General features: G+C 63.8%; 1 protein-coding gene (running past one end of the window). It reads right to left on the bottom strand.

Annotated features, from left to right (window positions below; all coding sequences use genetic code 11):
- Positions 1-16: 16 nt before the first annotated feature.
- Positions 17-26686 carry the final stretch of an ElyC/SanA/YdcF family protein gene (locus OH799_RS00465; protein ID WP_406274080.1) on the bottom strand. Its footprint extends 85626 nt past the window's final position, so only the last 26670 of its 112296 coding nucleotides appear in the window; its start codon lies off the right edge, out of view — the gene reads right to left on this strand; it ends in the stop codon at positions 17-19.

The following is a 26686-nucleotide window of genomic DNA, read 5'->3' as shown; positions in this document are numbered from 1 at the left end:
ATCCGGTTCGACTGCTCTACGGCCGACGCACTCCCGGCGCGAGCGCACCGATCGGCATGGCCATGACCTCCGGCGGCATATCACCGACAGCTATACCTTCGTCGGCCATCACCCCGGATACCGCCCACGCGCGTTCCTCACCCGGTATGAATCGGACAATCGGCACCCCGCCGGGCTCGTGGTCCTCCATGAGTCGCAATTTGAGCTCAAATCCCTTGGTGTCCTTCGGATCCCACTGGCGAAGCGCTCCATGCTCGATCGGAAGACCGTGCACCAGTCTCAGTCTCGTCAGTATCCGCTCGTAGGTGGATGGATCGTCGATGGGGGTCATGTCCGGGGGCAGCAGCAGCTCGTAGAGGTCGGTGTCGGGTCCGACGGGTTCGTTCTCCCCCTCCAGACGCACAACCTGGTGTTCGTCGATGGTCAGATCCGGTCTCGCGCATGCGGCACGCCACTCGCTCATGCGCCGTTCGTAACGCGTGAACAACCTGTTCCGAGCGGCCGGGTCGGTGGGGAGCGCCGACGGCAGCATCGGTTCACCAGCCAGGACGAGGCCGATCAAACTCGGCCGACGGCCGAGTGCGACATCCTCGTTCGAGGACGACTTGTCTTTGACACTCTGTGGTTTCGGCCGGGTGCGCCCGAATCGCAGCTGCCCGGTTGCCCACGGGTTCATCGGCCGAATGCCGATGACGACGCCCTCGAGGTCGGCGGCACGCTGGAGGTCCCGCGCCAATTCCCAGGTCACGCCGTAATAACATTCGAGCTCCGCCGCATTGAGCGCACCCAGGGGATAGTCGTAGTCCACCTGCGACCGCCAGTGCACCGCCATCGTCCGCAGGTCCGCCGCGGGGGGAAGGTCGGTCACCGCCGTAGGGATCAGTTGCTCGAGCTCCGGCCATGCGGTGCCCGTGACCATCCCATGGTCTTGGATTTCTTCCAAAAGACGCACGGCGTCGGCGATCTCATCCTCTGTAGGCGGCGTGAGATCTTCTGGAAGCCCCGTCTGACGCAGCGTTGCCGCGAACTCGTCAGGATCGATCTCCAGCAACGGTTCCAGCACCTCGGGCAGCAGCGGCTGCCGCAACCCCATCTGGACGAAATCGGCCCATTGCGCGTATCGAGGCTCCGCACCGTCGTCGGCCGGAATGAACGGCACATAGGGAAAGGTGGGCGTCCGCTGGTCAGCACCCATGTTCATCGACATCCCGCCGCAGACCCGTGTGAGACAGAACAGCACGAACATCTGCTGTCGATATACAGGATCGAGGAAGCGCGCCAGGGGCGCTGGATCGGTCATTTCGCCAGCCAACAGCTTGGGCGGAAGTGCACCGGCGGGCAGCTCGGTGAGCACTCCCCACGCCGCATACTCTGACAAATAGTACGGCGTCGCAACGGGTGTCACACCATAGCCGAGCAGATTGCAGTCCACTCGATGCATGCCGATATCCCGCATCGCCAGGGGCGCGAACCTCGGCGGCGGCTCCTCGCCGCGAGCGGCGAGCCGGGTGAACAGGTAGGGCTTGCCAGGATTGTGCGCGAACCACATGATCCGATGCGCGACCCTGCGGCCGGTATGGAGCCAGGCGAAGTCGATCGGCTCACCGCGGTGCAGGGCCCGTTCGCCCGTCGTCATCGGCTGAGCCGACAGCTCTTCGCCTCTGCGCTCCGACTCGGGCCGCCAATTCACAAACAGCCGGTCCATCTGAACCATGGCACGGTGATGCAGGTCCCGGATCTCCTCGGTCTCCAGTTCCCACTCCTGCGCTAATTCTCGAGGAAGACGGTTGGCGAACAGCCACTCGACCAGGAAATCGACTGCCTCCTGGTCGATTTCATCGAGTTCGAGCAGACCCTCTCGCCACTTTCCCGTGCGATCGTAGGCATTTCGGCAGACTTCGTCCCACGCAGTTCGTTCGTCCACCGACGGAGTGCTGCCGCCGGTGAGTTCGGTGAAAAGGTGGACGAACGGGTTGTTCCACACCGAGCCTTCCTCGATCGCGGACCGGATAGTCGCCTCCGACTCGGCGTCGCGGGCTGCCCCAAATACCAGCAATTCCAGCATCATTCGCAGATCCGCCGGATAGTCGCGCAGGACGACACGAATCGGGTCCGGGCCGACTTGATCGATCAGTGCCGCGACAACATGCTCCGCGAACCTCGCATTCACGGTCAGGGCGGCGCTCGACGGAAGGTAGGTAAACACGGTCGAGGCGAAGGACAGGGGGGACGTATCCGCGTCCCCGGCTAGGAATGCCTGGAATCGCTCCCGATCTTCCTCCGGCATCAACTCGGCGACCAGTAAGACTGCGTCGGGGTCTCGAGTATAGGCATCTCGCAGCGCGGCGTGGCCGGCACCACCGTTCGGGCCATAGAAGTCGATGATTACCCTCCGCATCGTCTCCAACGCGTTACGCAGCGGAACTGCGATCCGGACCAACGCAGTCCTGAGTGCCTCGACTGCCTGATCTCGTTCGGAGACACCGTCGTTCTGCTGCTCGCCGTCCGAACGAGTGCCTGTCTCGGAATCCCCTCGAGACGGAGGATGTCCGGAGAACAGCCGGGCAGGCCGACCGAAGGCCCGCGGCGGCGCGATCCCCAGTAGCGCATCCGGGCTCCTGCCGGTCGGCTGGTTTGTCGTATCCGTAGGGCTACTCCCCGCGAACAAGAGATAGGCGCGGCTGGTCAGGCCCGTATCGGTCAGTGTGGGAAGGTCACCGAGGGAGCGTGCTTCCTCGGGCCGGGGGCTGCGTTCGCGACGCGGCGGCTGGCCCGGACGGAAAACCGTCATCCGAGTCTGCTTGCTGAGCACTTGACGTTTGACTGCTGCCTCCGGCGGGGTCCGAGCCAGCCACCCTGCGGTCGCACCGTGCTGGAACAGACCCATTTCGTTCAGGATCAGCATCACCGCGTCGTAGTCGACAGGGTCGAGTTCGCGCCCGAGCCCGTCGAGGACCTTGAATTCAGCCCCGTCGATGTCCGAGCAGACCGGCAACCATTCCCCGTCGTCGTTGCACATATAAAGTACGTTGCCCGGGCCGATCACTACGTCGGCCGGTACCGGCGGCGGAGAGTCGAGCCACATGACGTATTCGCCGCGACGGACCTCGGCGCGTTTCTCCAACGCCGACCACTGCTCCGGTGTCACGTACGGCCGCAACCACATCGGTAGCCGCGGCAGGTATATGCCCAGCTTTCCGAGATGCTGTCTATCAGCGCCCAGTATCCAGTCCAGCCGATCCAGTGTTTTCATGTACAGCCCGGCCGGTTTCGGAATGCACTTCCCCTCGGCACGCAATCGCGCGGCATCCGGATTGGCATCCCAAACGGCCAGCTGATAGCTCCCGAGGCGGTCGAGCCAGTTCTGGATCTTTTCCTGTTCCTCGACCGCGATACCGTATTTGGTTTCGAGATCGGCGGGTGTCACCGGTCCCACGTAGTCGTGGTCGCGCGGGTCGAAGAATGCGTCCAGTACACGGCGAATCTCTTCGAATTCGCTGGGCGACCGCTCGGCGTTTTCGGTGGATTCGTCTCCGCCCGAGTCCGTTTCCGGATCGGGGCGGACCACCAGCACAGAACCCCGCACTGGGAACGGCCAGCGACGGGCGGTGACGTCGGGACCGATCAGAACCTCTGAACGCGGCATCGGTGCACATTCGGACACCGGATGGGTCAGTTCGCCCGCGTCGTCCGCCACGATCGCCGCCAGCCACTCGACCCGGGGCAACTGGTCCGGTCGATAAGAACGCATCCGCATCGCACTCTTGGCGGAGCTGATGCGGATATTGTCACCAGCAACGGTCATGCACACCAAATGGCCGACGCCGTGCGCATCTTGTCCGAGCAGCAAAGCAGACGGTGAGCCCCACGGATTTCTCCGACGATCCGAATGTGCCAGCTCCAGCAGGTGTTCGATCACGCTCTCGTAGGAATCGAACGGACGCAGGCGCCCGCCCACCACCTCCTCCAGTTCCTCCTCATCGGCGCCGGTCATTCCGATTTCTCGTTCGAATCGCAATTCGCGGCCGATCAACGCCCCGAACTGATACACGGCCATAGGCACCAGATAGTTGGGCGGAAAGACTTCCGCTACGCCGTCCGATCCAGGCAGCCGGGACACCTCGACAAACGAAACCTCTTCTGTACCTGTTGGTTCAACGCCGACCCCAGGGTAGCGGTCTCCGACGATGCGTGAGATGGTCGCCTGCGAGGGTTTGAGGATCCGCAAGTCGTCGTCAGAGAATCCGAAGGGATCTCTCGAACGGCCTACACCCGAAATGAGATATACGTCGTCGGATCTACGGAAGGCCAGCCGGGCCGCCGGCCCCGCGTCGATGAGGATCGCCTTCTCACACACCGCACTGTTCGCTGTGTCCAGGCGCCGCAGCGCCGCGTGCACGACCGCGGCACCGGCCCCCCAACCCAACCAGTAGTTCTTCGGCATTGTCGCCGGATCGGCACTGGTGGCGCGAATTGCCATGATTTCGTCGACATATCGAATCAATCCGGTGGCCAACCGACTACGCGGATTGATCGAACCGCGGTGGCGGTTGTCGACCAGTAGGACGGCAGCAGCGGTCGGGTCCGACTCGAGTGGAAGAAGTCTGCCAGTCGGCAGAGCGGTCAGCACAGTCGCCTCGATATGCCGTCGCATATCGTGCACACCCGAGGCCAAATGCAGGAAGGTGGCGGCGTTCGGCGGAAGGTACCACGTCAGCGATTGCGCAAAGAGACTTCCGACGAGCACCACCATTAGATCGCCGTGGTCATCAGAAAGGTACGAGACCAGACCTGCTGGCGCCGGCAGCCGCCCGGAATCACTGCTGGCATTCCAGCGCAGCGAATAGATCGCTGATTGCAGATCCGATTTACGCGCCAGCAGCTCCACTTGAATGATCGAGGAGCGCTCTTGTACCTCGAGATATTGCGCGTGCACCTCGGCATACTTTCGACACAGCTGCCTGAAATTCACGTCGTACCGTACAGAAATCGGAACACCCGGCAGATTGCCGATCAAGGTCGGATACCTCTCGATCATCACCGCCTGTCCGGCGTCTCCGAGTTGTTCCCACCACCGTTCCACGATCCGCACTGTCTCGGCGGAGGTCGGTACGGCTTCGAGAGCACCCGGAGCTGTTTCGATCAGGCCGTGTACCCAGTCACGGTCGGGAAGCAGAACCAGCAACTGCTCGAGCAATGGTTCGGGATCACGGGAGCTCGGCAGTGGGTTGCTCGGCGCACCGCCGGTACCAGGCCCACGCCGCGGAGGCCGATTATCTGGGCGCGGTACCGCGCCCATATTCCCCAAACGACTCAGATCCGGTGGGCCCTCCATACGATGATGGGGGTCCCGATACCGCGGGCCAGTGCCCTGCCCTTCACCACGGGCAATCAGGCCATCCACTACGCCGGTGTCGACCCCATCGATCTCGTCGGCGGCGGCCACCGTCGCATCCTCGTTGCCCAGTTCTCCGTCTACTGGACTAGAGGGGCCGATCAGCGAGATCGGACGGATCGGGCCGGGGCCGAACAACTCCGCCGGGAGCTCGGCCGAATCGTCCGGATTCCAGCACATTTCCCACCACATCGTCACTGCCCGCGGTTGCTGGACCCACACGTCGTACGGCATCGGCTCCGCCGCGCCTGGTTCAGTGATCGTGACTTCGGGACCGTTTCCTAGGTCCGCGACCGTCATAACGTACGGCTCGGTCGCGACCCCGTACCGATCGATCGGCCCGTTGTGCTGGCCGAGCAGCAGCGTCGTGGCACCGATCGCACTGTCTCGCAAGTTCTCGGCCGCAGCCCACGGACCGAGGACATGCCTCGCACGATTACGCCCACGCGTCTCCAACTCGCCCAGCGACATCACCGGACCGGCACCGGCAAGATCAATGGACGCCCCCGGGTGACGCTGTGCGACAAGAGAAAGCGCCGCGCCAACACCACCCGCACCCGATTTCGGCGCGGCGGCGACACCCGACACACCAGGAATCCGATAGGGCACCGGAGCCGCCGCCGGCAATTCCATAGCCCATCGGCTCATCTCCTCGCGCAACGACTGTGGATTCGCGGTGACCAATCCGATGAGTTGGCCGCCCGACCAGCATTCCCGGTCAGGATCGTCATCATTCGATTGCCGAAGGGTGACTAGCTGGCCGTTGGGCGAGAGAAGTTCCTTGATGCGCGCCGAGTATTCGCGGTCCGAACTGCCAAGTCGGTAGCGGTGCTCGAAACTCTCGAGGATGCCGACCGTCCTTTTCACCAGAAGCCTCATCTCCAACCGCGGTGGATTGTCAGTCCGCGGGATCGGTTTCTTCGCCTCTCGTCTGTAGTCCGTGCCCTCGGTCAAGACGAAGTGCCCTACGAATGCACCACCCCAACCGAAAGTCAGCGCCCACGCGCTCATCCGCGCCAATGCCTCGACGTCGTCGGCCGTACCGATTTCGACGGCGACACCGTCGACGCCGAGGCGCATCGCGGCGAGGAATTTGTCCTGGATGGCGCGGGTCCAGGGGCCCGGCCTTCCCAGGTCGACGATGATCTCGAGCCGAGACACCGGATCGCGGTCACGCTTGGCCAGATCATCGGCCCGATGGTGCATTCGGCCGCCAGGCCGGACCGGGATGGCCTCGATTACGCCGGGCCGAGCCCGGATCCTCGGTGGCACCACGGTGGCCGGAACGTCGGTGGTCGGGTGCATGACGATGCGGCCCTGATCATTCTCCAGCAGATAGTGGTCACCGACCTCGTCACCGGGCACACCCGTCGTCACCACCGCCGCCGCGGAATGCCCTTGACTTTCGAGCCAGCATGCGAGTTCGTCGAGCGACGAATAACTCCGGGCCCGCCCCGTCGTCCGCTTCTCCGATTCGGCGGTAACCAGCTCGAACTTGCCGCGCTCGCGTAGGTCCGACTGCAACGAAGAATCGCCCGTCAGATCGCCCAGCAGCCACAACGCTGATGACCCTGACTCAACCCAGGCGCGGATTGCCCGGCCGAAGCGCTGCTGCCTACGGCGCCACTCCGGCCGGCGTCCGGACGCTTCCACCCGCTCCGCAGTGGGGTTTCCGATCAGGACCCCATACATGCCGGCGACCGCGGCTCGATGTAGTTCTCGCACGGCGGTGGCGTCGAGCCCACGAGCACGGCCGATCTCGCACGGCAACTGGCCGTCGATCAGCCACTGCTGGAGGAACTCCGCCTGTCTGGGAGCGATCTCGGCGAGCCGAGCCAGCGCGTCATCCCATCGGGCACCGGACCAAGGCCCAGATCTCGAATTCCAGGCGCAAGAAACGACTTCGATCCAGGCTGAACGTTCCCGCGGCTCTGGATAAGCCCCACCGGACAATTCAGTGTATAGACGGTGAATACCGATATACGCCAACGACTTCACCGAAATGATGTCCTCTTTGACGATCCCCTTCGACCATGGCGGCTGGTCGTCGAAACGACGTCGCGCAATCGCCTTGCCCAAGGCTGATCGAATCCCCTGCGGGTAGTGTGCGTAGATTTCCTGGAAGGCGTCGGTACCGATCGCGCGCATGACGTGAGCAAGCGCGGCCGGCCACTTGCGCCACTGCACAGCGATCCGGCTACCGGGTTGCGCCCACAGCGCGGCGACCAACCCTGGCTTGATCTGCCCTGAACGGTCTGGCACCCATAGCGGCGCGAGTAGATCCTCGGTATGCAGGTCGAACAGCACAGGGTTAGCGGCACGCGCGGCCTGAAGCGCGGCATACAGTTCGTCCGGTGCTGAGCTTCCATCCACACCGAAGTCGGTAAGGAACCGACGCACCCATCGGGCCGCCGCACGCTGCCCGACGACGATCCGCTCGAGTGCGGACACGTTCGCCTCCCCGGGGATCGGATCTATAGCGAGAACGACCTCTGGATAGAGCGCCGCCACCGCATCTCGCTGCGCCTCGGGCAGTACCGCCCACCGCCGCGCCAAAGCCTCCGCGTCGACCAGCGCCGTGTGGGACTCGGATCGATGCCACAGCGCGGAGACGAGCGAATCCCAATCCTCGACGTGGTCCCGATCCGGATCGGCGATACCGGTCCCCAACATGGCCGTCAAGGCCATCGCGGCCTGCTCGTGCAACGCGAGCGCCTCGGGCAACCTGGCCGCCAGTTCAGGTTGGACGTCCGCCGCGAGCTCTTCCACCGCGGCCACCGAAATGCCCATGCCGAGGGCGATTTCAGCAAGCGACTCCCCATCGCCGAAGCGCAGGTGCGCATACCGCCTCAGGAAGTCGTTATCGATACCCGAGAACACGACCTGCAATGCTCGCCGATCGGCCCGTGCGATCCTCGCCTCATCACCCGCCAGTTGGCCGGTCGGCCACGGAGCCAGCAGCCTCACCAGTTCGAGCAGCACGGTGCGCCGCAGATCCGGGCTCGGGTCGAACGATTCCACGACCTCCTGATCCGCTCGCGGCCTCCAGCCGAATATTCGATCGACTACGCGGAGCTGGTCGGCATCCAATGCTCCGAGAGCGACTTTCACCACATCCGGGAAGGCATCCACGAGCACCTGTGCTTGTGGGAGGGATTCCGTGCCGCTGTCCTCGGACAGATACTGCGCCAGAATCAGATCCCGAAATCGCTCGGCACTGAACGTACCCGGTGCCGGGTGCGCGGCCTCTGCGCCGGCCCCAGCCTGCCGCTCAGAACTGTGCTGCTGCCATTGCGTCCACCGGTACGCGCATCGAAATCGCAGTTGGGACCACATGTTTGCCCACTGTGTCTCGGACATCCAAGATGGCTGGAATGGACGCTCCGGCAGGGACGGTTGGAAGATCCTCGCCAGGCCGAGGTCGGCTGGATCAGCCCCGAGCAGAACATCCAGCATGGTGACCGTATCGCGACGCTCCTCGTCGACGAACTCGGATTCGCGCTCGGTGGTGGTGAGCACATCGACCACGAATTGGTCCAACATCTCGACGTGACCGCCGCGACCTTCCGGCGGCGCGCTCTCCGGCACTACGGAGTCGGTGAAATGTTCGACAAAGAAACGGACAGCTTCGTTTTCGAGGCCGTCGACGAGCTGAATCGGCACCTCAAACCAGCTCGCGGTCTGCTCGATCGAGAATCGGTAGCGCATTCGCAGCAGCAGGATCTCTCGGAGAATCGGCTTGTCCGTGAAATTCTCGAGCACGTCTCGCAGTCGTTGCTCGCCGGCCTGGTAAACCGCACGCACCAGCGGGTGTTCGGATTCGACGCGAAGGGTGGTGGCGTATCGGACCGCGACCTGGCGCCGGAAGTTTCGCCAACCGAAATAATCTCGCAGTCGGCGGACGGCGTGACTGCTCAGCCATTGGCCGAATTCCCGCGGCTGCATGGCCGAGATTTCGCGACGGCAGTTCTCGCGGATCTCCGCGAGCAACTCACGCCGGATCTGCTCGCTGTCCGACTGCCCCGGACCGAATTCAGCATTGAGACGGCGATACACATATTCGTACACCTGCGTTTCGACGCCTGCCCACAATTGTTCGAACGCCCGTTCATCGCCCTGCGCCGCCGAGGCGGCCAGCTCCGTCTCCCGGGTGTCCCCGCTGCCGAACCGGGTAGCCCATTCGTCCGCCAGTACGGCGTCTTCCAGGCCGGGGTCCGGCGCCACATCCCTGGATACCGGATCGAGCCTTGTAGCTCCCTGATCAGCGGCTACGGCCATGACATGGTCGGCCAATTCCAGGACGGCCTCATACACGAGCCGTTCCGCCCGCGCATCGGGAATTCCCAGGTAATCAGCGATATTCGCGGATCGCGCCCTGGACAGCAGCAGATCCAGGGCACCGGGATACAGCGAGTTGAGAGCCAGGGACCGGGACCGGGTTGAGCAACGCCGTACCGCCGATTTCCACTGCGCCAAGGTCAGCCGCCGGGCCCAGCGCACCCGCGGATCGGCCGCGCCCAGGCGCACGAAGTCGGTGAGGAATTCGGCGAGCGCGGTACGGCACAGCCAGAAGTCCTGGTACTCGGCCAGCAGATCCTCGGTCAGGGTGTCCATCCAGACCGAATCGCCTAGCAGCGCCGAATTTTGAGCAACCTCGGCGTGTGCCCGCGCGGTGATCAGCCGAACAATGTCATCCACGGTGTCCCTGGCGCTCTCGCGGACTGGATCAGTGTCGGGCCACATATCGAGCCAATCCTCGACGACAGTGGTGACTCGACTGCGGACCATGCGCCCGAAGCGGATCCACGCATAGCGCAGGACTGGGTCCGTATCGGCCCTGGCGGAAACATCACCGTCGGCCTCAGTCGTCGACTCCTGCGGCGGGTGTTGCGCCGCTTCGAGTCCGCGCCGCCGGGCAAGTGCATCGGCCGCCGGCCCTTTCCGGCCCCGATTCGAAATGCCGGGGTGCACCGAGAACCTCGGTATACCGTCGTGGTCGGATTCCACAACCAGCGAACGCCACGTCCACGCTGACGGCGGCAGGCCACGCACCCCGCACAGTGGCTCACCCGACGCGATCCGCATGAGGTGCTCGCCCCCGTCGTGGCGGAACTTTTGCGCCAGTGCCCGTTGCTCATGACTGCGGGCGTCCCAGTCTCTGATGCCTCCATGCTGGATCAGGCCACGTTCGGCAAGGAAGTTCAGGCAGTGCGCCAACAGAGCCGGGTCCTCGATATCTGCACCCCCGCGGAAGAACAGCCCGTACAGGTCCGCGTCGAGACGCTGTTGTCTGAGCGTTCCGTCCTGGCCGATAACGAAGACCTCACCACGTTGCCCCAGCCGTAGGTCCGTGCGCGCCAAAGCATCCCGCCGGTCTCGCACCCGTTCTTCCCGACGGCGGCGCAGGATTTTGTAGTATTCCGATTCCGGCGCCAAACCCTCGGGTATCGGGCCGGCTTCGTAACAGAACACCTTGCCGAGGTCGGCACGTGTCAGGTCGGGGCACAGCAGCAGGTCGAGGTAGTCCAGGCTCTTGTATTTGACATCGCGTTGCTTGGGGTAGCCCGTTCCTTCCCGCAGCGCCGCGGATCCGGCCGCGTTCATCGGGCACAGCCAAGCTTCGATCGGCTGCCCGATGCTTCGCGACAGCTCCGCCAAGGCCAGTTTCCATTGCTGTCGCAATTCTCCTGGGATGCCGTAGCACTCGTCGGCGACGGTCTCGGTCAGCAGCCCGAGCGGGCGCACCGGGCGCACCACACGATCGATGATCCGCTCGAGCCTCGCGACATTCCCGCCGCCTGGCGCCAGCGGAAGGGGGAGCCTGCGGAGGAATTCCGGCCACGCCTCCGTAGTGATCATGCCGTCGCGAAGCACCGCGTCCAAACGCTCGACGGCGAGTTCGATGGCGGACCGTTCGACGGATTCGCCGTCATCGGTCCGGATCGCTGCCAATCGGGCCGCCAGTTCAGCCCGCATGGCACGCCCCGCCCGCAGCGTGCCGGCATCCATCGGTCGGCCGATCGCATCAGCGACGAAATCCGATCGCACCTGGGGAACGGAATCCAGCGGGAACTCCGCAGGCGGCAGGCACAAACCTCGACCGTCCGGGCCGATCAGCAGTCCGGCGACGAAATCACCCAGGGCTCTGGCATTGCAGTACTCGACCGGGAAGTCCGACACATCGCGGTCGTCGAGACGCTCTGGCATTTCGGTGAGCGCGCCCCATCCGTCCTCCGAAAACCACAGGGTGCTGATGGGAAGACCGGTGTATTGCTCGACGCGTTCAGCAAGATATTCGTGAATCCATGAGTAGCCGACGTCACGAACGGCCAGAAACAATTCGGGACCACCTTCATGCGACGGCCAGGTAGCCGCGGCCGAACGGAATACGCAGGTGGTCTCGTCGGCGAAATGATAGAGCTTCCCGTGGGGGTCCGGCCCAGCACCGCCTTCGGTCGATCGGTCCAGCATCGGGCCGAATTCCGGCAACCCTTTGTCGTGGATTTCTTGCTCCCTGCGGCTCAGCGCGTAACACGGCGCGAGCTGCTCGGATCGGGCCCGCACGACCGTGATCGAGGGCACCCCGTCGAATGGCACGCTGGACCAGCCTTCCGGCGGCCGTGGCGCGGTCGCGAGCTCGGGCTGCGCACCGGCGACGAAGTGAACCGTCCGCCGCGTGTCGCCACGGTTGTACGGATTGCATGCCGCACCCGTCGCACCGCTGGCCAGCACGCCCGCATGCGACAGATCCGCGAACACGCGCTGCATCTGCTTCTGGTCGCGAATCGGTGTTCCGTCCGGTCGCGTCAACCCGACCAGTTCCGGGCTTCGAGTGACGGGTCGTCGACGCCCCTGCGCGTCGATGCCGTGCAAGATGAAGTGCTCGTCGAAATCCAGGGATTGGTTGTGCTCATCCAGGTAGCCGTGTTGATAGCGCAACCACTCCCGCCTGCGGTACTCGAATCGCTCGTAGAGCAGGGGCAAGATCTGTGATCGCTGTTCCAGGTTCAATCCATCGGGAAGGGCGGGTTCCCGCGGTTCGAATATTCCGACCAGACCCAGCTTCCACCACGGTGCACCCAGCAGGCAGTCGAGGATACCGATTTCCTCGATATCGATGCCGGTGGACAGGGGATGGACTTGTTGAGAGCCGAACCATTCGCTGCTCCCGAGCGTCCATACACTCCCTATACCGTGGTTTTCCATGACCTGCTGGATGGTGCTCTGGTGTTCGGGCGGGAAGCCGAGCAGTTCCAGCCGCTCGGCGGTGGCCGTCGTCGGCTCGGCGGCGCTGTCGACCTGGCGCTGTTGCAGAAACATCAAGACCGCGTCGAGTTCATTGAGCTCGGCACCATCTAGAGCATCGCTGATCAGATCGGTCTCGACCGGCGGCGCGGAGCTCGCATCGGCCAGCAATGTGTGCATCCGCACTATGGCCTCGTCCAGGATCCGACGCACCTCGACCACGTCCAGCTCGGATCGCGCGGCGATCTCCCGATACAGCAGGTGACCGACCACCCATTGCTCGAGCAGACGCGCGTGCACCGGATGAGTGTCGGCGAGCTTTCTCGAGGCGACCGCCCACGGACCCGGCCACCACACCGGTCCCTGCAGGATGTCGACCCACATCTCGCGCCGCGGCGGCGACGGCATCGCCCCACCGGACAGCTCGAGGAACAGCCCGGTGATCGCGTCCCGCCGGGCCTCCCACAACTCTGTGTCGTGGAACATCTCGGTCGCCGACTCCGAGTCGGGAGCGTACGGGGATAGAACCCGATTCTCGATCCATTGTCGCGCCGACTCCGGATAATGCTCGTACGCCCGCCGGAACGTATCGAATCCCACCCGTTGCGCGACCCTGCGCAAAGCCAGCTCCTGTCCGGCCGGCTCGAGCATCGGCATCCATGAGGCCATCCGAAAGGCCAGCAGGTGCGCGCCCGCGCCCTCCGACCAGCCCGCCCGGTCCTGATCCACCAGCCGCATCACGCTCTCCCGGACATCGATGTCGAAATGCGCGATCGCCAGCTCGAACGCTTCCGGGTCCGCACGATGGGCCTCGACCAGGATGGCCGCCCGCACCGACGTGTCATCGGCCAAACCGAGTTCGCCGTTCTGCCACAGGCGGCTTTGCAGCCAGTGCACCGCGGCACGCTGCTGGGCGACCGCGCGTTCGAGTTCCGCTCCGAGTAGTTCGAGCACGCCGGCACGATCCGGGGCATCATCGGGACTCCCGGACACGGCTGCCCCCGACCCCATGCGCGTGATCGGAAAGTCCCTGCGCGGCTGGGCATTCGACATTTCACCGTCGACCACGGCCAGCTCAGGTGCGCCGTCGTCCAGGTACACCATCCCGCCGAGTCGCCCTACGTCGGGCCAGCGCGTCCGGCTGTCGTAGCGATATTCGTAGACGCCCCCGCCGAGATCCCGTGCGTCGTCGGGCAGTTCGTCGGGGTTGTCGGTCCACTCGTGAACCCACACCACGCGGTCGGGCCCCTCTCCTTCCGCGTAGAACGACCAACCGTGACCTTCCTGCTCGTCGGCCCGCACCGCCCCTGGCCGTCCGGCCACCACGTTCACGAGCCCGCCGTGCTTCATCACCCATTCGGCGACCGCGTCGAAATCATCGAATCCGTCCCGATGCCATTCCGCACCGAAAACATTCGGCAGCCAGCCGGAATAGTGCCCGTTCAGCCCGATCGGGGATTGGAACAGCAGCCATGGTTTCAGGCCGAGCCACTTGGTGCGATACGCGGTGAAGCGTGCCATTTCCTCGATGCAACCGGGGGGCAGACTCTCCAACGCCGCCTCGATCCGCCTTGCCCCGGGCCCGAGCGCCAGGTAGTCACGGGTCGTGAGCGCGGGTTCTTCCAGTGTCGGCAGGTCACCGACCGAGCGCGCTCGGTCGGGGCGCAGATGTTTCCGCAGCGGTGGCTGCTGCGGCCGGAATACGGTCACCCACGGGTTCTTGTAACGCAGTACGTGCTCTTTCAGCCCGGCTTCGGCGGCAGATCGGGTGCGCCACTGGGTGTCCATTCCGTGTTGGACGATGCCCCGGTCCGCGAGCACCATCAGGATGAAGTCGTAGCGGATCGGATATTCGATCGGGACGAACTCCAATTCGTCTGTCCCACTGGATATTTCGACCCTCTCGCCAATACCCGCCCCATCGATGTCGGCGACGATCACGCACAACTCGCCGTCGTCGTTCCCCATGTGGAACACACCATCCGGGCCGATCAGCACGTCCACCGGGACCGGCGGCGGCGCGGCCTGCCACATGACCCATTCCTCCAGCCGCTTCTCGGCGCGTTTGGTCAACTCCTGCCACTCACCCGGCGTGACCTCGCGTTCGAGCCACTCAGGCAGGCGCGGTTCGTAGATGCCGACCTTGCCGAGATGTTGTTTGTCAGCGCCGAGTATCCAGTCCAGCGCGTCGAGGCTGCTCACGTGCAGCCACGCTGGTTTCGGCAGCACGCCTCCGCCGTCGCGCAGCGGCCCCGCATAGGGATTGGCGTCCCGGAAGGCCAGTTCGACACCGAACGCATCGGCGACCTCCTGAATCGTCTGCTGCTCGGCGCGGGTGAACCCGAGCAGTGCTTCGATTTCGGCCGGGTGCAGCGGGCCGGGCATAGGCAGGTCGCGGCGTCTGGCGCGCATCCGCAATCTGTGTCGGATCTCGGCCGAGTCCGCCGGTGTGCGTTCGGAACCGAAGGACACGAGATCATCGGGTTCGCCCTCGCCGCGAGGAAGGAGCAGCGCCACGGTCCCGATCGCCGGTGGCAGGGGTTCCAATCCGGACGCCGGTCCGAGGAGGATGTCGCCCGCAAACCTCGAGGGATATTCCGCGGTAGGGCACAACTTCTTTCCGGTCGAGTCGGCGAGTATCGCGAAGACGGGCCCACTCTCGATGCCCTCGCTCCATACCAGAGGCCGGTTCGCGAACCCGGTCTCTGGTCGGCGGACCAGCACGTCGTTGCCCTGGACGGTCATGATCAACGGAAAGCGCCGCGCCGGCAGCGCCACCAGAGCCGTCGCCTTGTCGCCCAGATCCCGCAATTCCCAGGCCAGCTGGTTCAGGGAGCTGAACTGCTGGAATCGGGCGCCGACAGCTTTTTCCAGTTCCGCCCCCGGCATGGCGGTCAACCCGATTGTCCGGTCGAGCCGCAGATCCTCCCCGATGCTGATCCCGAATAGATGAACCGCCGTCGGCAACAAGTAGTTCGGCGGTATCAGCGACTGTCCGGACTTCAAATCCAGGATGGGAACACGACCGAGACTTTCCGACTGGCGGAACTGAGTCGACGCGGCGATTACCGGCAGCGTCCTACCAACCAATGCGGCATTGAACGATCCGGCAGGAAGTTCGTCCGAGACCACCTCCGCGTAGCGGCCCGCGGCGATTCGCGCGAAATTCACCTGCGCCGGTTTCAGCACGGAGCGCGCCGCGTCGAGGTAACCGAAGAACGGATCCGCCTCCTCCAGGATGGGATCACCGTACGGTGTCATGGCCAGATAGACATCATCGGAAGCGCACCGCGGCATCGGTGTGGGTTCTATGAAAACTGTCTTCTCGTAGTACCCGCCGCCGGCCTGATCGAGGTGCCGACGCGCGAACTCCACACTCAAAGCCCGGAATCTCCTGCCGAAAAGATAGTTCTTCGGTTCCGTGAACTCTTTGTCGAACTGCCTCGTGTGCCGCCGAGCTGCGGTCAAGGCAACGACATCACCGGCGAGAATCTCACCTGCGGTTGTGTGCCCACGCTTGCCGCCGAAACCGAGTGGGTCGCGGTTGTCGAGCGACACAATGGTGGCCGCGGTCAAATCCGAACTCAACGGGATCGGCCTACCATCAGGCAGCGCCATCCGTATGGTTGCTTCGGTGTGCTCGGCCGCGCCGACCAGAGAACTCACCAGCCCGCCGCTGCCCGCGATGTTGGGCAACATCCAGGTCAGCGAACGAGCGTTCGGATTACCGACAATGACAGCCACCTTGTCCCTGTCTTCGCCCGGAATGTAATTCAGCACATGTACCGGCATGGGCATTACCAGGCCGGCGCGTCGCGCCCATTGGGTGAACTCTTCGATGATGTAGAGTATTTCGTCGAGCTCACACAGCCTGCTCCACTGCCGCTTTCGCGCCCGACCGGAGCGTGGTCGTTTCCCGTCGGGGAACAGCCGCAGCAGCGCATCACGCTCGCGCCGCATCGCGGTCAGGTTGGTGTCGTGCCGGATCGGGATCGGCACACCGGGCAGATTGCCAATGATCTCCGGATGTTCCTCGGCCACCACCGCTTGCTCGGTCGCGGTCAGGCCGAACCACCATCGCACGACCACTGCCGCCACGGTTTCGGCATGTGACACGACACCATCGCCTGGCGCCTTCACCACATCGGACAGGTCAGTGCCCTCCGGCAACGCCGCGACCAACCGATCCAGCAGATCCGCTGGCGGTGTATCCGCCGGGTCCGGGCTACTGAACTCGGCAGCATTCGCCCCTTCCTCCGAATCATGTTCTTCTCGTTCATGATTTGGGTCTTCATCCGATCCACCGCTGGTGTTGAACAACATCGGAGGTGGCAGACGCAGTGCCATGCTGAGCGACTCGGCCTCCCGTGGTCCAATCGTCCCCGCCCGCAGTGCGGCCCCGATTCCCCGCTCCGGACCGACTTCGCTGGTTTCGCTGGCTACGGTCTCGGATCGGTGCACAGCCCCGGCACGCCGGATCACTTCCTCGAGAACCGTCTCCAGTTCCACCGCGGTCCGATCCCAAGTCCGGCCCGCGACAACTCCTGCCGCCTTCTCGTCCAGGGCGATTTCGTGCCGCTCACGCTCGAGCCCCGTGCGGTGATCACCCGCGACCATCTTCAGCGTCTCGTAGTCCTCGTGCTTGAAATGTACAAAGGGGCAGCCGAATGCGGCTGCGGCCGCGGCCGACGCCTCGCCGAGTTCGTTCGAATGACCGAGGACGACGTCGAACTCGTCGTCGGTCGACAAGGCGGCCTGTGCCGCTGACAACCGCGCCGCTACGGAACTGTCCGGCTCGTGGGATGGCAGACCCACCACTCGCACCCCGCTGGGATCGATCAACACACCACCAGGGACCTCCGCAGCCACGACAACGGTCACCTCGTGTCCCCGTTCTGCCAGGGTGCGGAGCAGGTTGGTGTTCAACGACCGGACGCCGCCGGAGGCGAAATCCAAGGCGATCGCGAACGCGAGGATCTTGCGTGAGTTCTCGGTGACACCGGTGCCAGCGCCTTGCACAAAAGAGGCCGGATTATCCGGCCCCTTTCCATCCTCGACGCGCTGAGCGTCGGGAGATGGATCGGGGGGCGGGTCTAACTGGTGATCTTGCGGGGCGGCGGGTGTTCTTCCGATCGCCACAGGGCCGTTATGTCGCGCGTCAGCGGCGCCATCCGATAACGAGTCGGCAGCGTCGGTGTTGCTACTGCTGCTGTCGACTTCGTCGTCGTCATTGTCGGTCGATGGATCGTCATCGAGCACGAAGAAGGGCGGATCCCACGGCGGTTCGGTGGCTGGGCGCGGTGTCAGCCCGGTGGCTGGTCCGCGATCCGTGGTGTTGGGTTCTCCGGCATCTGGACTCGGTGGTGGCGACGCACTGTCCGCTGGGTCGCCGCCGCCGCGCAGGAGATAGGCCATGCTGTCGACAGCTTTGGACAGATAGCGCTGGACCGACTCCTTCGTCCACGCGGGTTCAGCGCCGACGATCGTACTGACCGTTGCGCCTTCGAGATACCGCCGGCGGAACACCTGCTGTTCGTTGGGGAGAAGACGTTCGGTCAGCGTCTCCACCGCACCGCGCTGCTTGCGCAGATGCCAGTTGACGATCGCTTGTGTGGTTCGATCCTCCGATGGTTCACCGCAGACGAGAACTCGGGCCATGCGACGCAAGCCGCGCCAGAACACGGCCGCAGCCGTATACAAACTCAGCTCGGCATCGTTTGCGACTTCCGCGATGGAACCACGAGACCGGTATAACCACGCGGTGAAGGCGTCCGACTCGTCGGGCGTCAACTCGTCGAGGGCGAGGTGGAACGCTTCTGTATCCTGCATTCGCCGCATCAGAGCACGGGTATCGACCAGGTCATCCAGCGACCGAGCAGCAGACCGGACGTGATCTATCTCGGAGATCACATCGACCGTATCGTCCAGGGCAGCTGCCGGACCGGATTCCAGACCATCATTATTCGAGGGGCGCGGAGCGACGATAGGGAGGGCCTCGACAACTTTTCGCATCGTACGATACACCAATGCCAGCGCAATGCTGTGTTCGACCCCAAGGTTATGAACTAACGTTTCGATCGACCTTGCATTGGTATCCATCAGCCATTCCAGAACGTCACGTTCATACGCATGCAGGGATGTTTCCCACACTGTTCGGATCGCTGCGGAATGACTCAACCGCAACACGGCAACGAGGTCGTACGTGTCCGGTTCGAAGAGGTGCCCCTGGTCTATGAATCGCTTGACCATGGTGCGAGTAGCGCGTTCGATTGAGTTCCTGACCACTTTCTCGGTGGTGCCGTATTTTTCGGCAATTTTCGCCATCGACTTGTGTTTGAGAAAATGCTCCCCGAGGTAACGCCGGGGTTCAGGACGGATAGACAGGAGTACGCGTTCGAACAGCCCGCGTTCGCGATAATCACCCGCCACTCCACGTATGAGACGCATCCACCCGTCCGCCCGGAAGAAATTCTGAGATGTCAACAAATCGATCAGCTGACGCACAGACTGTAATGCGTCACCACCCGCAACGCGTATTGCGCTTTGTGAGCGGACGGTTCGCAAGATCGCGCGAGCATTTTCACGGTCGGATCTGTGACCTACTTGGCCGATTGCCCGATCCATAACAAGCGGAAGGCGGTCATGCACGGCCACCAGCAGCGCCCATGCCTCGACATCTGGGGAGAATTGCTCAGTATCAGCGGAGATCGGGTCCTCTACGTCGGAAATCGAAGCCGCGCGGGTAATTTCTTCGATAAATTGCGCCCTGGCAGCATCGAGCAGTCGTCCGATGCGAGTTCGGTCCGCTTTCGAAGCCTCCCCTTGATTGAGATCGCGGGCGATATCACCGATAGTCCGCTGGTGTATAACTTTCTGCCCCAAGGTATTTCGGTGCCGTTCCGGGAGGATTTGCAGGCTCGCCTCGAACACCGGTGCGCTGATCCTTTTCGCCACAGCGGTGAGCACGGCAAATTCGGCGTGACGCCTATGTGCCGTGTCGTTCCGGCTTGGCGGAAGACTGCGCAACTCATCGAGAATGTTCTCGACGCGGCGGATTATCGTCGCTTCGGAGACGTTCGTTTCAGCGACCAATGCGGCGATAGACAGATTCGGCCGCATCATAAGTTTGCGGTCATGGTCGCTCAGATGACCGAGGACGAGTTCGAAGCCCTCTGGGTCATCGTCACGTAACTTCCCCAATTCCAACAAATAGACATCATAGGACGCATCCTCGAGTTCAGGCAGGGCGAGGAGCGCCGCTACCCGCTCGCAAGCTCGTTGCTGGTGCGCCGTGACATCCACGAACGCGGCAGCCGCGATGCTCAATGCCTCCTCGAGCGGAGGAACCTCGGCCTCGACCAATACGGAATCGGGAGTCGCTATCTCGTCATCTGGAACCGGATAGAACATATCTGGGTCGTCCGCAACAGCTTCGGTGATCTCGGTAATCAGACCCGGCAAAGCGGTCTGGTCGATCCGGAACGCCTGTGCGAGGTTGATTCCGAGAGCAGACGCCGCCACTCGGCGTTCCATCCCCTCGACAAAACGAGCGCGTAGGTAGGACTGAGCCTTACGATCGGCAGCGATCATGCCGATCACACTCTGCAAGTGCTCCTCGGTAACGTCGAGCAACTGAGCCCGCAAGCCAGAGTGTGGATCGTCGTCATAGTCCAAGAAGGCCGTTGCCTCTTCACGGAATTGAACGAGGCCGAGGTAAGCCGATGTCCTTTCCTGGGCGATCTTGAACAACCACCGTCCCACCGGATCACCCGTTGGCCGTGTAGCGAACTCTTGGTCCGCGAGATCGAGGACTTCCGTCGTCAACCTATCCGCGGTGTCCTCGTCACCTACACGCGAACTCACAAACTCCAGCACTGCGCTTTCGAAACGCTCCCGTGGCAGGCACGGCGCAACGGCATCGCCAGGATCGGCCGTTCGCTCGGAGTCGCCGGTGCGTGACGGCATCGGCACGCCAGCGGGTGTGGGATCCTCCGGCTTACCCGCCAAGGTGAAATGTACGTTCGGCGGCACGATTCGACCGATGGGATGCGCTCCTGGATGCGCACGGATATTCGGTTCGTAGTCCTTCCATACCCGCTCGCGGCGCGCAGCCGAGCGGAGTACCGGCACGAGGCCATGGACTGGGTTGTACCAGTTCCGACCTCGAGCGACCATCACCGCCCGGAATGCCAGTGCACAAGATTGGTAGTAGTCGTATCTGTGGACGAGATCTACGAACTTGTCGAGCCATCCCTCGCTGTTCACCGGCCCGTCGAACTTCTGGTGTACCACGAACATTCGTGCGAGTTCGCTGACTGCCACAAAATCGACTCCGGCGCCGCTGCTGTCGACGACAAGCACCACCTTTCCGGCGTCGAGGGCTTCGATGGCGACGAGACCGTAGCCTTCAGCGGAGCCGACCAGCACCACGACATCCGCCTCGTCTTTGTCATCGGCGAGTTCCGCGGCCTCAACGGTGTGCTCGCGCGCCTCGACCTCGCAGTCCGGACCGGCTTTGTCGGCAAGAAGGTTCTGCATCTGCTCCTTCTCGTCCGCCGGAACACCACGGACGATGAGCTTGAACTTCCGGCCTGTCCCCCGGAATCGTTCGGCGAGCTCTCCGACGATCTCGGCCAGTTCCTCCGCGCCCTTCTGTTTGTCGCCGGTGCGACCGAACAGCAGAATCGTGAAGGGATGATCGTCGGCCCGCTCTGCGGGCGGCGGCGGTTCCGGTAGCACCAGGCCCGGATCCATCTGGTAGACAACGGCGTCGCTTCCGGCTTTGCCGCGCATCCGCACCGAATCTTCGAAGATAACCGGACCGATCGCGACCACCACATCCGCTACGCCGACCAAGTCCTGCACCATCCGATCGTTGAGGAGTCCCTCCTCGGGAGCCTCCCTGACCCGGCCCAACGGCTCGGGAACGAAATGCGTGAAGACCACCAGTTTCGCTGCGGCACAATGCCTGTCGCGGAAATCACGGGCCTGGAATCCGGTCAGACGGTCGTGTCCGATCACGATATCGGCATCGAGCGGCAGATCCTCTTTCCAGTCTGACCGCAGCTGCTTGTACTCTTTCAGGCTCGCATCCGGCTGCCGCGGGCCGATCAGGGTCACATTCTCTGGGAAGTCGAACCCGGACACCTCATGCCCGACCCGCACGATCACCTGATGCCCGTCCGCCGCGAGCTGCTCGGCCACAATCCTGTTGATCGAGGTGAGCCCGCCCTTGTTCGGATCCCACTCCGGGGCGAACATCACGATTTTCAAGGGTCTTTCGGGGTCGAGCACACCGGCCAGTCCGCCTGGGGCCTCGTTCGATCCGTTACTCAGTTCCGCCGCCCGGGCAAACTCTTCGTCGTATGAGTCGGCCGAATCGGCCTGGCCGGGCACGTTCAATCGCAGGGACGGCGCTTTTGGCACTGCCGTTTCGGTGGTCGGCGGCAGCGGGTTCGGCGTGTCGCCTGCCTCACGATCGTCATCGCTCGACTGGTCGCGACGTATGGGGGCAAACTGACCGAAATCGTCGTGAGCCCGGCTGCGCCCTGCTCTTCGATTCCGAACTTTGTTGAGCGCGTTGCGAATATCCTCAGGAACTCCCAGCGCCGAACTCAGTAGTTCGCTGTCCAGACTGGAGCCCGCAACGGCTTCCACCAGATCTTCCCGAGCTGCCGAACTGAGTCCGGCGAACCATTCGTCCAGTGTGACCGCCCGTTCGTGGGCCTGGACCGGGTCGTCTGAATGCATCAGTGTCCGCCGACCACCGGGAACGTCGTCCCAGAGCGACAGCCAGGCCGCGAGTATCTCGAACGATTCGACCATCCGGGAATTGAGAGTCGGCAGGGTATACCCGAGTTCTTCGGCAATTTCGACGACGGTTTTGCCGTCACCGCGGAATCGCAACCGCAGTATTGCGGCTTGGTGTGGCCCGATGTGATTGTCGATGTAATGCCATATCGTGTCGGATTCGTCTGTCAATGCCCGAAGCACCCGGGCCTCATCCGCCCTGGACGCGCGAACGTCGGCACCGGCGGCCAACCGGGCAACCTCGCGCATGCCCCGCTGCACCATGTCCGCGAGTCTGTTCTCGAAGGATTCCGACCCATCCGCAATCTCCGCCAAGGTTCGGCCATTACTTCCCAGCACGTCGATGAGAAGATCGCGCTGCCGGGGAGTCAACCCTGTCACCGGTCCTGTTCCTGTCTGCTGATACTCCTGTACAGCGGTGACCGAGGCTTCGTAATTCGCGAGTACGCCATCCATTTTGCGTACCGCTTTGTTCCACATGGTCGCGGCGGGGCGAGTCCTGTCGCCCAGCTGTGCCGCCACAGCGCTGATCGCCACAGCCCTGCCGATTGTCAATTCGAGATATTGCCGGTGCCGCGGCCGCAACAGCGCGAGGCATCTCTCGAACGGCTTCGCTGTATCGTCCCGAGCGTCGGTGACACGTTCCAGCACCTGCTCGAAAGGCTCGTCCGCACCGGTGTCGCGCTGCGGCGACGGGCCGCCACCCGAGCTCGACGACTTCCGAGAATGATGATCTTCAGTCTCGGCCTCGGCAGACCGGCGCGCAGCTATCACCTCGGAATTGCTCTGTGCACTGCTCGGCTTTCCAGGATGCTTCCCGCTCCTGCGCGGGATCTGCCGACGCGGACTCTTGCCAGCACCGCCGCCGAAAGTGACCGATGAACCCATGCCCATCTTGAGGGAACCGTGATCGGCATCCGGCGGGGCAGTGCCATACGCGCCCATGGGCGCCCACACCACCTTCCCTGTCCACCGCCCCGGCCCTGTCATCTGCTGAACCACCTGCTTGACCAGATTCGACAAGGCATCATCGGGCCCGGCGGCCCAGGAACTGTGCGGAGCGTCGGCCGGTTCCGGAGCGTCCGAGGCATCCACGACGTCGGGTGGTGCGGCCGCATCACCAGATTCCCAACCTGTCCAGGTCTCTTGGAGCAGGTATCGCCGACCGACGATGGCACCGCCGGAACGCAGCGGCCGCTGCTCGATACGCTCGGCAAGCGATGCCGGTGCGAGTCCGGCAATGACCTCCGAGCCGTCGCGAACCCGCGACGGTGCGTCGGCCCGTCCGTCGTCGATGATCAATGTGAAGCCGGATTCGTCGACGTCGAACCAGATCGTGCCGCTGCGATCTCCCGCACTGATCGTGGTCACCAGACGACGCATCACCTTGATGACGTCCTCGGTCCGTTCCGTCGGCCAGTCACGAGTGCGGGACCGGATTTCTTCCTCGGCCTCCGTCGTCGCGTCACCAGGTCCGAAGTTGATCTGGACCGGATACCCGAGCGTGGCATCCCAGCTCTGCATGCCATTGGACAGTGGGCCGCTACCACCATAGGACACAACAAGTTTCACCTCATTGCTGCCAGTAGCCGCGTCGATCGGATTGATTTTCAAGCGGAAACCGTCATCGAGCAGGCGGAGGAGGGTACGACTCTTTCGGCCGAGGAAGTGGTCGCCGTCCTGCGTGGTGGTGATCGCGGCGACCGACACAACGAGCGGGCGGGTGTCCTCGTCGGGCGCGACGGTCATCTGCACCTGTATATCGCGGTCCGAGAGATCTTCGACCAGCTGCCGGACCGCCCAGGCCGCTGGATTGCGCGATTCGATGTGCTCCCCGGCCTCCAAGAGCTGTAGGCCTCGCTCGACGAATTCGGCCCAATGCTGGCTCCCCACAGTGCTATCCGCGGTAACCGAGAGCTGGCCGTTGCCCTCGACGCGCACGGTCAGGACATTGCCGTCAGCATCTGCGATGTCCAGCTCGAGTACCGAATTGCCGACATCCACCGTGGACTTGAACGAGGGTAGGCGCGCGGACTGCAATGCATCCACGACCAGCGCCATCACGTCATCCGCCCGGCTGCCCAGCCGGAACTGCCGCATCTGATCGGACAGCAGCCCGGGAGCGGAGTCGATATCACCGCCCGCCTCGATGACAATGTGTGGTCCAGGAAGCACGGCAGCGGTAGTCGGCCGCACCGGGGCTGGGTAGGCCACTGTGCCTTCGGCGCGTCCACCGAGCATCTGCGCGAATTCGGTGCGCACGTGGTCGCGCACCGAATCCGGTGTGGCCCCCGCCGTCAGTTCCGCGGCCGAGAGCTTCACCCATCCGGCCGTGGCACTCCGGCCGCCATCAACGACACCCAAGCGCCTGGCAGTGCCGATCCAAATGCCCGCCACATCGATGTCGTGCTCCGATTCCAGCTCCTCGATCGCCTCGATCGCCCACCCGACCGCGCCGGAGTCGCAGCCGTCGAATCCGAGGATCCGCCGCTTCCGGCCGCCGCCCGCCCCATCGCCCGGCTGAGTCAGGGCGCTTCCCGACCCGACTCGCCACGGGCCACGCATGTACTGCCCCAAGCCATCGCCTGCCATCGGCGCGCCCGAGCCGGACCCATTCCAGTCGTCCCAGCCCGCATCACCCTTGCGCATAGCCTGATCAGCGGTAAATCGGGTGCCGCCAGGTGCCCACACCCACACCTCGCCGTCGACAATCCGTACCTCACCACGGCGAACCACTGGTTCGCCCGCGCTGTTGAGCATCCGGAACTCGACAGTCATTCCACGCTCGCCGATGAGTTCACGCCACTGCGGGCCGGACCGCACGATATTGATCAGGCGGCGACTGAGGTCCGCTTCCGAACTGGCATCACCACCGTCGAATGCCAACAGCCGCAAACCATTTCGCTCAGCCGTCGCGAGATTCACCCCTCGCCCGACGACAGTTTGCTGATCCGGCTGCCCCGTATCGCCTGCTTGTGCACTCGCCTCGATCCGCGAGTCCATGGCCCGCAGTTCACGAATCTGCCGGGCGCGCCGACCAGTGACAGGACCCTCGTGGGCTGCGTCCAGTTCCTCGGGCAGTACACCGAGACGGCGCGCATTCGCCGCCACTTGCGCCCGGATGGACTGTATTTCGCGAGCAGCGATTTCCCGCAGATCAGGTGTGGCGTCGTCCGCTTCGACTGCCCGGTTGATTCGATCGATCCTGCGCAGACCCGTAAGCACGGATTCCAGCCGCGCTGCGGTGCCCTGCGATTCCGCTGCTGTCGCGAGCCCCTGCGGGGTGCCGACGAGCGCTTCCCTGGCCCGTCCTACGCCATCGGACACCGTTGTGGCGGTAGCACTTCCCGCCGCGGATTCGGGCAGATCCAATCCGAACTCGAGAAGTACGGCGCGCAGGATATCCGGATGATCGGTGACAATGCCCGCCACACCGAGGATGATCAGCTCCCGCATCCGCTCGGGGTCGTCGACCGTCCACGTGGAAACCTTGATGCCCGCGGCCCGCGCTTGCGCCATGAAGGCTGCGTCGATCTGTGATTTGTGAGCCGAGATTACGTCCGCGCCAGCTTCTTTCGCGGCCAAGGGCAAGTTGTCGATGTCGGCTTGCGCATCGTCGATCCAGCGGCGCGTGTCTTCCGGTGTGCGCTGCTCGGTCAGGGCGACCAGGGCCTCGGGCAGGTTCCCGGTGCGTCCGGCGAGGAGTTCCTTGGCGATCCTTACTCCACGCCAGTCGAAGTCGAGGAGCCGGTACCGTCGATCACGCGGTGCGAACGTGTCCATGATCTTGCCGAGAAGATCGCGCACCTCGGCATCGGACCACGGCCGCTTCCGATCAGCGGCCTCGGGTCCTGATACGACGCGCGGATTGGTCTTCGCCTCGATCAGGAAAGTGCCCTGCCAGCCGAGCTGATCCGCGAGGTCGAGCAATTCGGTCAAGGTCGGGATGGGCGCCAAGCCCACCGGACGCTGGTCGGCATGCGCCGGATTCACCATGGCGGCGTTGATGTCACGGATTTCGGCCAGGGTCATCTCGCTGATCCGCCGGCCGACGTACTCCTCCGGCACCGTGCCGGTCTGCAGCACCTCATCGTGGTAGATCACCAGCTCACCATCGGCTGACACCTGGATATCCAGCTCGATCGAATGCACGCCCAGCAACATGGCCCGCGCGAACGCCGGCAGCACGCCTTCCCGCCACAGACCCCGAGCCGCCCGATGTCCCTGGGATTCCAC

It is taken from the genome of Nocardia sp. NBC_00881 (assembly GCF_045207455.1).
Classification (GTDB): Bacteria; Actinomycetota; Actinomycetes; order Mycobacteriales; family Mycobacteriaceae; genus Nocardia.
Note: the sequence above shows the minus strand (reverse complement) of the source record. Positions and strands in the feature narration are given on the sequence as shown.